Origin of the sequence: Pseudomonas sp. NPDC087029, from assembly GCF_044745345.1 — a bacterium.
GTDB classification, from domain to species: Bacteria; Pseudomonadota; Gammaproteobacteria; order Pseudomonadales; family Pseudomonadaceae; genus Aquipseudomonas; species Aquipseudomonas faucium.
In genome coordinates this window covers 104,554-116,852 of the sequence record NZ_JBIVAB010000011.1, presented here as the reverse complement: position 1 = coordinate 116,852, position 12,299 = coordinate 104,554, and the positions used below count along the sequence as shown (strand labels likewise).

The 12,299-nt window shown below is 64.7% G+C and carries 11 protein-coding genes; 9 read left to right on the top strand and 2 right to left on the bottom strand.

Annotated elements, in window-relative coordinates; all coding sequences use genetic code 11:
• Nucleotides 1–6: 6 nt before the first annotated feature.
• On the bottom strand, nucleotides 7–1,077 hold the full coding sequence (locus tag ACIPG5_RS18135; protein WP_401376919.1) for an efflux RND transporter periplasmic adaptor subunit: 1,071 nt from the start codon (nucleotides 1,075–1,077) through the stop codon (nucleotides 7–9).
• 266 nt (nucleotides 1,078–1,343) lie between these two features.
• Between ACIPG5_RS18135 and ACIPG5_RS18130 the strand changes: the two genes are divergently transcribed.
• Complete coding sequence (locus tag ACIPG5_RS18130; protein ID WP_176517156.1) at nucleotides 1,344–1,955, top strand: TetR/AcrR family transcriptional regulator; 612 nt, start codon at nucleotides 1,344–1,346, stop codon at nucleotides 1,953–1,955.
• A 97-nt stretch (nucleotides 1,956–2,052) separates the two neighbouring features.
• Here ACIPG5_RS18130 and ACIPG5_RS18125 read toward each other — a convergent pair whose 3' ends face one another.
• A complete protein-coding gene (locus ACIPG5_RS18125) occupies nucleotides 2,053–2,493 on the bottom strand; it encodes a heme-binding protein (protein WP_176517158.1) in 441 nt (146 codons plus the stop codon).
• A gap of 257 nt (nucleotides 2,494–2,750) precedes the next feature.
• On the opposite strand from ACIPG5_RS18125, the gene gcl reads away from it, so the two are divergent.
• From gcl to ACIPG5_RS18085, 8 genes are all read left to right on the top strand, one after another.
• Nucleotides 2,751–4,526: a glyoxylate carboligase gene (gene gcl / locus ACIPG5_RS18120; protein ID WP_176517160.1), complete on the top strand. Its 1,776-nt coding sequence runs from the start codon at nucleotides 2,751–2,753 to the stop codon at nucleotides 4,524–4,526.
• A gap of 53 nt (nucleotides 4,527–4,579) precedes the next feature.
• Nucleotides 4,580–5,362: a hydroxypyruvate isomerase gene (gene hyi, locus ACIPG5_RS18115; RefSeq protein WP_176517162.1), complete on the top strand. Its 783-nt coding sequence runs from the start codon at nucleotides 4,580–4,582 to the stop codon at nucleotides 5,360–5,362.
• A gap of 50 nt (nucleotides 5,363–5,412) precedes the next feature.
• Nucleotides 5,413–6,306, top strand: a complete 894-nt coding sequence (locus tag ACIPG5_RS18110; protein ID WP_314618067.1) for a 2-hydroxy-3-oxopropionate reductase — start codon at nucleotides 5,413–5,415, stop codon at nucleotides 6,304–6,306.
• A gap of 211 nt (nucleotides 6,307–6,517) precedes the next feature.
• Nucleotides 6,518–7,792: a glycerate kinase gene (locus ACIPG5_RS18105; RefSeq protein WP_176517164.1), complete on the top strand. Its 1,275-nt coding sequence runs from the start codon at nucleotides 6,518–6,520 to the stop codon at nucleotides 7,790–7,792.
• Entirely contained in the window at nucleotides 7,789–9,204 is a 1,416-nt protein-coding gene (gene pyk, locus ACIPG5_RS18100) for a pyruvate kinase (protein ID WP_176517165.1), read from the top strand. The genes ACIPG5_RS18105 and pyk overlap by 4 nt, the downstream gene beginning before the upstream one ends.
• 181 nt (nucleotides 9,205–9,385) lie before the next feature.
• Nucleotides 9,386–10,261, top strand: a complete 876-nt coding sequence (locus tag ACIPG5_RS18095) for an urea transporter (RefSeq protein ID WP_176517166.1) — start codon at nucleotides 9,386–9,388, stop codon at nucleotides 10,259–10,261.
• A 44-nt stretch (nucleotides 10,262–10,305) separates the two neighbouring features.
• Complete coding sequence (locus ACIPG5_RS18090) at nucleotides 10,306–11,130, top strand: ion transporter (RefSeq protein ID WP_401376835.1); 825 nt, start codon at nucleotides 10,306–10,308, stop codon at nucleotides 11,128–11,130.
• Nucleotides 11,131–11,223: 93 nt separating this feature from the next.
• Nucleotides 11,224–12,222, top strand: coding sequence for a sulfate ABC transporter substrate-binding protein (locus ACIPG5_RS18085; protein ID WP_176517168.1), 999 nt, complete (start codon nucleotides 11,224–11,226; stop codon nucleotides 12,220–12,222).
• Nucleotides 12,223–12,299: the final 77 nt, after the last annotated feature.

The following is a 12,299-nucleotide window of genomic DNA, read 5'->3' as shown; positions in this document are numbered from 1 at the left end:
TGCGGCTCATGGCGCCACGACCTTGATCGGCGAGCCGTCGTCGAGCTTGTCGGCGCCTTCGGTGATCACCTGCTCACCGGGCCGCACGCCTTGCTCGAGAATCGCCGTGAGCTCGCCACTCGCAGGCCCACTGCGCACCTTGCGCAACTGCGCCTTGGCGCCCTGGGCGATGAACACGAAATCGCCCTGGCTGCCATGCTGGATGGCCCGCGTCGGCACCACCGGCACCTGCTGCAGGGTATCGGCCTTGAGCCGGGCATTGACGAACTGGTTGGGAAACAGCGCATTGCCGGCCGTGTCGAAACGCGCCTTGACCTTGACCGTGCCGGTGCTGGTGTCGACCTGGTTGTCCAGCGCCAGGAGCGTACCGGTGGCCAGTAGCACGCGCTTGTCGCGGTCGAAGGCCAGCACGCTCACCGGCCCCTGCACCTGGGCCTGGTGGATCTTGCCCAGGTCATCCTCGGGCACGGCGAACACCACCGTGGCCGGGCGCATCTGGGTGATCACCGCGATCGGCGTGGTGCTGGTGGTGCTGACATAGTTGCCCGGGTCCACCTGGCGCAAGCCCACCACGCCATCGACCGGCGAGGTGATGGTGCAATAGCCCAGTTGCACTTCAAGGTTCTGCACCGCCCCCTGGTCGGCGGCCACGGTGCCGGCCAGCTGCTCGACGGTCGATGCCTGGGTGTCGAGGGTCTGCTGGCTGACCGAGCCGGCCTTGATGAGTTCGCGAAACCGCGCCAGGTCGCGCCGGGCGTTGTCCAGCACCGCCTGGTCGTGGGCCAGCACGCCACGCGCCTGCGCCAGCTGGGCCTTGATCGCCCGGTCATCGATCCGTGCAATCACCTGGCCCTGGCGCACGGCCTGGCCTTCCTGGAACTCCACGGTGGCGAGAATGCCGTTGACCTGGGTGCTGACACTGACGCTGCGCGAGGGCGTGACCGTGCCCAGGGCGTCGATGTACACCGGCACATCCTGGACCGCCACGGCCACCGCAGCCACCGGCTCGCCGGCAGCTGCCGGGCGCTGCAGGTGCGCGGGCCGCGACCACCACCAGCAGGCCAGCAAGACCAGCAGCAGCCCTCCCAGGCCGAGCAGCAACCGGTGTGTGATTCGTTTGCCTTTGCCCACGACAGTGCGTCCGCTCAAGTCGATCCAGGGGTCAGGCGACCAACCGGGCGTGGGGCCGACAGCAGGCCGCTGCCAGGCAATGGGTCGTCGAGTTGAAACTCTAGCAGCGCGGCGGCGCCGGCAACGGGCCACGCGCATTTCGTTCAGGCAAGCGACAGCGTGGCATTCAGTGCTACCATCCGGGCTCGCAGCGTCAAAGGACCGCCAGCACCATGAGTACCATTCGCGAGCGCAACAAGGAGCTGATCCTGCGCGCAGCCAGTGAAGAATTCGCCGACAAGGGTTTCGCCGCCACCAAGACCAGCGATATCGCGGCCAAGGCCGGCCTGCCCAAGCCGAACGTGTATTACTACTTCAAGTCCAAGGACAACCTCTATCGCGAGGTCCTGGAAAGCATCATCGCGCCGATCATGCAGGCTTCGACGCCGTTCAATGCCGACGGTGATCCGAAGGAAGTGCTAAGCGCCTACATCCGCTCGAAGATCCGCATTTCGCGCGACCTGCCGCATGCCTCGAAGGTGTTCGCCAGCGAGATCATGCATGGCGCGCCGCACCTGTCGCCCAACCAGGTCGAGCAGCTCAACGAGCAGGCCCACCACAACATCGAGTGCATCAAGCGCTGGATCGAGCGTGGGCAGATCGCCCATGTCGACCCCCATCACCTGATGTTCAGCATCTGGGCGGCGACGCAGACCTACGCCGATTTCGACTGGCAGATTTCGGTGATCACCGGCAAGGCCAAGCTGGCCGACAGTGATTATGAAGCAGCCGCCGAAACCATCATTCGGCTGGTGCTCAAGGGCTGCGAGCCCGAAGCGGCCTGAAGGCCCGATCGCCGGCAAGCCGGCTCCCACAAGGATGCGCTGAGCGCCCTGTGGGAGCCGGCTTGCCGGCGATGAGGCCGGCCCAGTCAATAAAGAATCAGGCAGCCACCCCCGCATCCGCCTTCAACCCCACCTCTTCGATCGCACTGATCGCGCACTGCTCGTCGATATCCGACGTATCGCCACTGATCCCTACCGCTCCCAGCACCTTGCCGTCCTGATCACGAATCAACACGCCCCCCGGCGCCGGCACCACCGGGCGCTCACCCAGCCCGTTCAACGCCGCGAAAAACGCCGGCCGTTGCTGCGCATCCAGCGCCAGCAGGCGCGAGCCCTTGCCCAGCGCGATCGCACCCCAGGCCTTGCCGGTGGCCACCTCTGGGCGAATCAGGCTGGCGCCGTCCTCGCGTTGCAGCGCCAACAGGTGCCCGCCGGCATCCAGCACCGCGACCGTCAACGGCGCGGCATTGATCTTGCGGCCCGCTGCCAGCGCGGCGTTGACCAGGCTGACAGCGACTTTCAGGTTCAAAACGTTCATGGAAAGGTCCTCTTCTTGTTGTGAGAAGCCCTGAGGGCAGGTGAAAAAGCGATAAGGCAATAGAACACAACTGAATGACTTTTTGTATACAATAAATTGAAACGATCGTATGCGAGTTCGCAAACCACCGTTTTCATGGGCGCTCGAACGAAAGCAATGCCTGCCGACGAAAACCCGTTGACCTAAGCCGCCTGCCATGAATACACTCTGGCACAAAGCAAGTTGTATACAATTACAAAATCGATGAGGCACAAACCATGAGCAAAATGAGAGCAATCGATGCAGCCGTTCTGGTCATGCGCCGTGAAGGTGTAGATACCGCGTTCGGCATCCCGGGGGCTGCCATCAACCCGTTGTACTCGGCCCTGAAGAAAGTGGGTGGCATCGATCACGTCCTCGCTCGTCACGTCGAAGGCGCCTCGCACATGGCCGAGGGTTACACCCGCGCCAACCCAGGCAACATCGGCGTGTGCATCGGTACCTCCGGCCCAGCCGGCACCGACATGGTCACCGGCCTGTACAGTGCGTCGGCCGACTCCATCCCAATTCTCTGCATCACCGGCCAGGCTCCGCGTGCCCGCCTGCACAAGGAAGACTTCCAGGCCGTCGACATCACCAGCATCGTCAAGCCGGTCACCAAGTGGGCCACCACCGTCCTGGAGCCGGGCCAAGTGCCTTACGCCTTCCAGAAGGCCTTCTACGAAATGCGCACCGGCCGCCCAGGCCCTGTGCTGATCGACCTGCCGTTCGACGTGCAGATGGCTGAAATCGAATTCGACATCGACGCCTACGAGCCGCTGCCGGTCAACAAGCCGTCGGCCACCCGCGTGCAGGCCGAAAAAGCCCTGGCCCTGCTCAATGACGCCGAGCGCCCACTGCTGGTAGCCGGTGGCGGCATCATCAACGCCGACGCCAGCGACAAGCTGGTCGAGTTCGCCGAACTGACCGGCGTACCCGTGATCCCGACCCTGATGGGCTGGGGCACCATCCCCGACGACCACGCGCAGATGGTCGGCATGGTCGGCCTGCAGACTTCGCACCGCTACGGCAACGCCACCCTGCTCAAATCCGACCTGGTGTTCGGTATCGGCAACCGCTGGGCCAACCGCCACACCGGTTCCGTCGATGTCTACACCGAAGGCCGCAAGTTCGTGCACGTGGACATCGAACCGACCCAGATCGGCCGTGTGTTCACCCCGGACCTGGGCATCGTTTCCGACGCCGGCAAGGCGCTGGATGTGTTCCTGGAAGTGGCCCGCGAGTGGAAAGCCGCTGGCAAGCTCAAGTGCCGCAAGGCCTGGCTGGAAGACTGCCAGCAGCGCAAGGCCACCTTGCAGCGCAAGACTCACTTCGACAACGTGCCGGTCAAGCCGCAGCGCGTCTACGAAGAGATGAACCAGGTGTTCGGCAAGGACACCTGCTACGTCAGCACCATCGGCCTGTCGCAGATCGCCGGTGCGCAGTTCCTGCACGTGTACAAGCCTCGCCACTGGATCAACTGCGGCCAGGCCGGCCCGCTGGGCTGGACCATCCCTGCCGCGCTGGGCGTGGTCAAGGCCGACCCGAAACGCAAGGTCGTCGCGCTGTCCGGTGACTACGACTTCCAGTTCATGATCGAAGAACTGGCAGTGGGCGCGCAGTTCAACCTGCCGTATGTCCACGTGCTGGTGAACAACGCCTACCTGGGCCTGATTCGCCAGGCGCAGCGTGGCTTCGACATGGATTACTGTGTACAACTGGCGTTCGAGAACATCAACGCCACCGACGCCGCCACCTACGGTGTCGACCACGTCGCCGTGGTCGAAGGCCTGGGCTGCAAGGCCATCCGCGTGTTCGAGCCGAACGACATCGCCCCTGCCCTGCTCAAGGCGCAGAAGATGGCCGAAGAGTTCCGCGTGCCGGTGGTGGTCGAAGTGATTCTCGAGCGTGTGACCAACATTTCCATGGGCACCGAGATCAACGCGGTCAACGAATTCGAAGACCTCGCCCTGGTCGGCAACGACGCGCCAACCGCCATCTCGATGCTCGACTGATCGCCTGACGCCCCCGGGCTTGCCCGGGGGCCTTCATCGCTAGGAGACAACCCATGCCTCGCTTCGCTGCCAACCTGTCCATGCTGTTCACCGAACAGGACTTCCTGGCCCGCTTCAAGGCTGCCGCCGATGCCGGTTTCAGCGGTGTCGAATACCTCTTCCCGTATGATTTCAGCGCCGCCGAAATCAAACAGCAGCTCGATGCCCACGGCCTGACCCAGGTGCTGTTCAACCTGCCGGCTGGCGACTGGTCCAAAGGTGAGCGCGGCATTACCTGCCACCCCGACCGCATCGAAGAATTCCGCGCTGGCGTGGACAAGGCCATCGAGTACGCCAAGGTGCTGGGCAACACCCAGGTCAACGCCCTGGCCGGCATCCGCCCGCAAGGCCCGGACTGCGCCACCGTGCGCAAGACCTTCGTCGAAAACCTGCGCTATGCCGCCGACAAGCTCAAGGCCGCAGGCATTCGCCTGGTCATGGAGATGATCAACACCCGCGACATCCCGGGCTTCTACCTGAACACCACCCAGCAGGCCCTGGAAATCCAGGCCGAAGTGGGCAGCGACAACCTGTTCCTGCAGTACGACATCTACCACATGCAGATCATGGAAGGTGACCTGGCTCGCACCCTGCAAGCCAACCTGCCGCTGATCAACCACATCCAGCTGGCCGACAACCCAGGCCGCAACGAGCCAGGCACCGGCGAGATCAACTACCGCTTCCTGTTCGAGCACCTGGACCGCATCGGCTACCAGGGCTGGGTGGGCGCCGAGTACAAGCCGCTGACCACCACCGAAGCAGGCCTGGGCTGGCTCAAGACCCATAACGCGATCTGAATCACCGCTCCCATCGGGACCGCGAACAAATATAAAAGAGGTAATTTCTCATGGCTAAAATCGGATTCCTCGGCACCGGCATCATGGGCAAGCCCATGGCCCAGAACCTGCAAAAAGCAGGTCACAGCATCTTCCTTTCGACCCACCACGATGCTGCCCCGGCCGACCTGGTCGCCGCCGGCGCCGTAGCCCTGGCCAACCCAAAAGAGGTTGCCCAGGAAGCCGAATTCATCATCGTCATGGTCCCGGACACCCCGCAGGTCGACAGCGTCCTGTTCGGTGAAAACGGCGTCGCCGAAGGCGTTGGCCCGAACAAGGTCGTGATCGACATGAGCTCGATCTCGCCGACCGCCACCAAGGCCTTCGCCGAGAAGATCAAGGCCACTGGCGCCGCCTACCTGGACGCCCCGGTGTCCGGCGGCGAAGTCGGTGCCAAGGCTGCGACCCTGAGCATCATGGTCGGCGGCTGCCCGAAAGCCTTCGAGCGCGCCCTGCCGCTGTTCGAAGCCATGGGCAAGAACATCACCCGCGTGGGTGGCAATGGCGACGGCCAGACCGCCAAGGTGGCCAACCAGATCATCGTCGCGCTGAACATCCAGGCCGTTGCCGAAGCCCTGCTGTTCGCCGCCAAGAACGGCGCCGACCCAGCCAAGGTGCGTGAAGCACTGATGGGCGGCTTCGCTTCCTCGAAGATCCTCGAAGTGCACGCCGAGCGCATGATCAAGGGCACCTTCGACCCAGGCTTCCGCATCAACCTGCACCAGAAGGACCTGAACCTGGCCCTGCAGGGCGCCAAGGAACTGGGCATCAACCTGCCCAACACCTCCAACGCCCAGCAAGTGTTCAACACCTGCCAGGCCCTGGGCGGCGGCAACTGGGACCACTCGGCGCTGATCAAAGGCCTGGAGCACATGGCCAACTTCTCGATCCGCGACGACAAGTGACACCTTCTCTGGCCCATCGCGGATAAATCCGCTCCTACACGGCAATCCTATGTAGGAGCGGATTCATCCGCGATGCAGCCAACACCGATGAGCCTGCGACCACAGGTTCATCGGTGACACCGAGCAACACCCGCCCCTGGTTCGGCCTGCACGGAGGCAGTTCCAGGGGCGTTTTCGATTCTGAGAACAACAAGAATTCTGGGAGCCTGCCATGTCGGTCGATCCGCAAAAACTTCTACGCGAGCTGTTCGACACAGCCATCGCCGCCGCCCACCCGCGCCAAGTCCTGGAACCCTACCTGCCCGCCGACCGCAGCGGCCGGGTCATCGTCATCGGCGCCGGCAAGGCTGCCGCCGCCATGGCCGAAGTGGTCGAAAAGAGCTGGCAGGGCGAAGTCTCCGGGCTGGTCGTGACCCGCTACGGCCACGGCGCCAACTGCCAGAAAATCGAGGTGGTCGAAGCCGCCCACCCGGTCCCCGACGCCGCTGGCCTGGCCGTGGCCAAGCGCGTGCTGGAGCTGGTCAGCAACCTCGATGAAAACGACCGCGTGATCTTCCTGCTGTCCGGTGGCGGCTCGGCCCTGCTGGCCCTGCCGGCCGAAGGCCTGACCCTGGCCGACAAGCAGCAGATCAACAAGGCCCTGCTCAAGTCCGGCGCCACCATCGGCGAGATGAACTGCGTGCGCAAGCACCTCTCGGCGATCAAGGGCGGCCGCCTGGCCAAGGCCTGCTGGCCGGCCACCGTCTACACCTACGCGATTTCCGATGTGCCTGGCGACCTGGCCACGGTCATTGCCTCCGGCCCCACCGTGGCCGACCCGAGCACCTCGGCCGACGCCCTGGCGATCCTCAAGCGCTACAACATCGAAGCGCCCAAGGCCGTCATCGACTGGCTCAACAACCCCGCCTCGGAAACCGTCAAGGCCGACGACCCGGCCCTGGCCCGCAGCCATTTCCAGCTGATCGCCAAGCCCCAGCAATCGCTCGAGGCCGCAGCCGTCAAGGCGCGCCAGGCCGGCTTCAGCCCGCTGATCCTCGGCGACCTGGAAGGCGAGTCGCGCGAAGTGGCCAAGGTGCATGCCGGCATCGCCCGGCAGATCGTGCTGCACGGCCAGCCGCTCAAGGCCCCGTGCGTGATCCTCTCCGGTGGCGAAACCACCGTGACCGTGCGCGGCAATGGCCGTGGCGGGCGCAATGCCGAGTTCCTGCTCAGCCTCACCGAAAGCCTCAAGGGCCTACCGGGCGTGTATGCCCTGGCCGGTGACACCGACGGCATCGACGGTTCGGAAGAAAACGCCGGCGCCTTCATGACCCCAGCCAGCTACGCCCGCGCCGAAGCGCTGGGCCTGTCGGCCAGCGACGAGCTCGACAACAACAACGGCTACGGCTACTTCGCCGCGCTCGACGCCCTGATCGTCACCGAGCCGACCCGCACCAACGTCAACGACTTCCGCGCCATCCTGATCCTCGAGACTGCACAATCATGACGCCTGATAAGAAAGTCAAAATCCTCGCCACCCTCGGCCCTGCGATCAACGGCATCGACGACATCCGCCAGCTGGTCGAAGCCGGGGTGAACATCTTCCGCCTCAACTTCAGCCACGGCGAGCACGCCGACCACGCCCTGCGCTACCAGTGGATCCGTGAAGTCGAGCAGCAGCTGAACTACCCGCTGGGCATCCTCATGGACCTGCAGGGGCCAAAACTGCGCGTCGGCCGCTTCGCCGAAGGCAAGGTGCAGCTGCAACGCGGCCAGGCCCTGCGCCTGGACCTGGACAAGACCCCAGGCGACAGCCGCCGGGTCAACCTGCCGCACCCGGAGATCATCGAAGCGCTTGAGCCTGGCATGGACCTGCTGCTGGACGACGGCAAGCTGCGCCTGCGGGTTACCGCCAAGCACGCCGATGCCATCGACACCGAAGTGCTGGCCGGTGGCGAGCTGTCCGACCGCAAGGGCGTGAACGTGCCGCAGGCGGTGCTCGACCTCTCCCCGCTCACCGAGAAAGACCGCCGCGACCTGGCCTTCGGCCTGGAGCTTGGGGTGGACTGGGTGGCCCTGTCGTTCGTGCAGCGCCCTGAAGACATCGTCGAGGCGCGCCAGCTGATTGGCGACCGTGCCTACCTCATGGCCAAGATCGAGAAGCCCTCTGCCGTCGAGCAGTTGCAGGCCATCGCCGAGCTGGCCGACGCGATCATGGTCGCCCGTGGCGACTTGGGCGTGGAAGTGCCGGCCGAAAGCGTGCCGCAGATCCAGAAAGGCATCATCGGCACCTGCCGCCAGCTGGGCAAGCCGGTGGTGGTCGCCACGCAGATGCTCGAATCGATGCGCTTCTCGCCAGCGCCGACCCGCGCCGAAGTCACCGACGTGGCCAACGCCGTGGCCGAGGGTGCGGACGCGGTGATGCTGTCGGCCGAGACCGCCTCGGGCGACTACCCGCTGGAAGCCGTGCAGATGATGAGCAAGATCATCCGCCAGGTGGAAAACGGCCCGGACTACCAGGCCCAGCTCGACGTCGGCCGGCCGAAGGCCGAGGCCACCGTGTCGGACGCCATCAGCTGCGCGATCCGCCGCATCAGCGGCATTCTGCCGGTGGCGGTGCTGGTCAACTACAGCGAGTCGGGGGCTTCGACCCTGCGCGCTGCGCGCGAGCGGCCGCGGGCGCCGATCCTCAACCTGACGCCGAACCTGAACACCGCGCGGCGCCTGAGTGTGGCTTGGGGTGTGCACTCGGTGGTCAATGACCGTTTGCGCCAGGTCGACGAGGTGGTTTCCACGGCGCTGGAGATTGCTCAGGCACAGGGTATGGCCAGCCGGGGAGACACGCTGCTGATTACTGCCGGTGTGCCTTTTGGCAAGCCGGGTTCGACTAATACGCTGCGGATCGAGACCTTGGTCTGAAATCCCGGGGGCGCTTTGCGCCCCTTTCGCGACACAAGGCCGCTCCTACAGGCGACCGCGATCCTCTGTAGGAGCGGCCTTGTGTCGCGAAAGGAGGGCAAAGCCCTCCCCCAACACCGATTGCGGAAAACCCGAGGCCCAAAGAGGCCCACCGCTCGTCCATCAACCTTGCCGACTGCCCATGTACACCAAAAATTTCGTCAACCCGTGCCCCGACTGGGCCACGGCCTTGCTCAACGGCTTCAGCCAGGTGCTGCTGCTGCGCAGCCCCCTGTGCGGCCTGCTGTGCCTGCTGGCCATCCTGCTGACCGCCCCCAACCTGGTCGGCGGCGCCCTGCTCGGCGCCCTCGCCGGCCTGCTCACGGCCCAGCGCCGCGGCTACGACCGCGCCGACCGCCAGGCCGGGCTGTACTGCTACAACGGCGTGCTGATCGGCATCCTGATCAGCGCCGTGCTGCCCTGGTCGGCGATCATGCCGCCACTGATCATCGCCGCCGGCGGTCTTTCCAGCATCATCACCCACCAGTGGCGCAAGCGTGGCGGCAAGCTGCTGATCGCCTACACCGCGCCCTTCGTCCTGCTCGGCTGGTGCACGCTGCTGCTGGCCACGCCCGCGCCCAGCGGCCTGGTCGAAGCCGACCCGCTGCACGCCCTGGCGCGCGGTGTGGGGCAGATCTTCCTGCTCGACCAGCCGCTGGCCGGGTTGCTGATCATCGCCGGCATGTTCATTGCCAACCCTTACGCGGCCCTGTGGGCCGTGATCGGCTCGGCCATCGGCGGCGGCGTGGCGCTGCTGGCCGACCAGGCCCAGGGCGCCTGGCTGGGGTTGTACGGGTTCAATGCCGCGCTGGCGGCGCTGGCCTTCAGCCGCCAGGGCGAACGCCCCTGGGTGACGCTGCTGGCCATCGCCCTGGCGTTGTTGCTGCAACCGCTGTTCAAGCTGCTGCCCGTGGCCGGGCTGACCGCGCCCTTCGTCGTCGCCTGCTGGCTGATGCACCTGGGCAACCACCTGGCGCAGCTCAACCAGCGCGGCAACGCCCGCCGCTTGCACAGCTGAAAGCGAGCCCCTAGGCTCAGCCCATTGCCCAATGGAACGAGCCCATGAACAACCCTGCGAGCCTGCGCGAGCGGCTCTACGTCATCGTCTTCCAGACCGACACCGTGGCTGGAAGGCGCTTCGACAAGATCCTTTTGCTGATCATCCTCGCCAGCCTGGTCACGGTGATCCTCGACAGCATCGACGAAGTGCACCGCGGTTATGCCGGCCTGCTGGCCGGTATCGAATGGGGCTTTACCGCGATCTTCCTGGTCGAGTACCTGGCCCGCCTGTACTGCTCGCCCAAACCCTTGCGCTACGCCTTCAGCTTCTACGGCCTGGTCGACCTGCTGGCGATCGTGCCGGGGATCATCGCGCTGTATTACAGCGACGCCCAGTACCTGCTGATGATCCGGGTGATCCGCATGCTGCGGATCTTCCGTGTGCTCAAGCTCGGCCCCTACCTCAAGCAGGCGCACTACCTGATGGAGGCGCTGCGCGGCAGCAAGCAGAAGATCATCGTGTTCTTGGTCAGCGTCTCGACCCTGGTCACCGTGTTCGGCACCTTGATGTACGTGATCGAAGGGCCGGAGCATGGCTTCACCAGCATTCCCAAGGGCATCTACTGGGCCATCGTCACCCTGACCACCGTGGGCTTCGGCGACATCGTGCCGAAGACGCCGCTGGGGCAGGTACTGTCGTCGCTGGTGATGATTACCGGTTACTCGATCATCGCCGTGCCCACCGGCATCTTCACCGCAGAGCTGGCCAACGCCATGCGCGGGGAACAGCTGCAACATGACTGCCCGACGTGCCGCAAGAAGACCCACGAACACGGCGCGGCATTCTGCTCGCGCTGTGGCAATTCGCTGTTCCCGAAAACCGAATAAGCAAAGATCCATTTGGTCTTTAATCGCCCGCGAACGAAACGCTATAGTCGCTGGCAATTTGCCAAACCTTTGAACCAGAACAAGGAATGCTTCGTGAAAAAGCTCTTCACCGCCTCGCTGCTGGCTGCCGGCCTGGCCTTGGGCAACATCGCCCAGGCCGCCCCGACGCTGCTCAACGTGTCCTACGACGTGATGCGCGATTTCTACAAGGACTACAACCCAGCGTTCCAGAAACACTGGGAAGCCGAGCACAACGAGAAGGTCAATGTGCAGATGTCCTTCGGCGGTTCGAGCAAGCAGGCGCGGGCGGTGATCGATGGCCTGCCGGCCGATGTCATCACCATGAACATGGCCACCGACATCAATGCCCTGGCCGACAACGGCAAGCTGGTGCCGGACAACTGGGTGACGCGCCTGCCGAACAACAGCGCGCCGTTCACCTCGGCCACCGTGTTCATCGTGCGCAAGGGCAACCCCAAGGCACTGAAAGACTGGCCGGACCTGCTCAAGGACGGCGTGCAGGTGATCGTGCCCAACCCCAAGACTTCCGGTAACGGCCGCTACACCTACCTGTCGGCCTGGGGTTACGTGCTCAAGCAGGGCGGCGACGAGACCAAGGCCCGCGAGTTCGTCGGCAAGCTGTTCAAGCAGGCGCCGGTGCTCGACACCGGTGGCCGCGCCGCCACCACCACCTTCATGACCAACCAGATCGGCGATGTGCTGGTGACCTTCGAGAACGAAGCCGAAATGATCGCCCGCGAGTTTGGCCGCGACCAGTTCGAAGTGGTCTACCCAAGCGTGTCGGCCGAAGCCGAGCCGCCGGTGAGCGTGGTCGACAAGGTGGTGGCCAAGAAAGGCACCCAAGCCGTGGCCGAGGAATACCTGAAGTACCTGTGGTCGCCGGCGGCCCAGGAAATTGCCGCGCAGAACTACCTGCGCCCGCGCGATGCGACGGTGCTGGCCAAGTACACCGACCGCTTCCCGAAGGTGGACTTCCTCTCGGTGGAGAAGACCTTCGGCGACTGGCGTACCGTGCAGAAGACCCACTTCAATGACGGTGGCGTGTTCGACCAGATCTATACCAACCAGTGATCGGTCATGGGGGGGGCGCTGCGCGCCCCTTTCGCGACACAAGGCCGCTCCTACAATTAGCGCTGCGGCGATTCGGC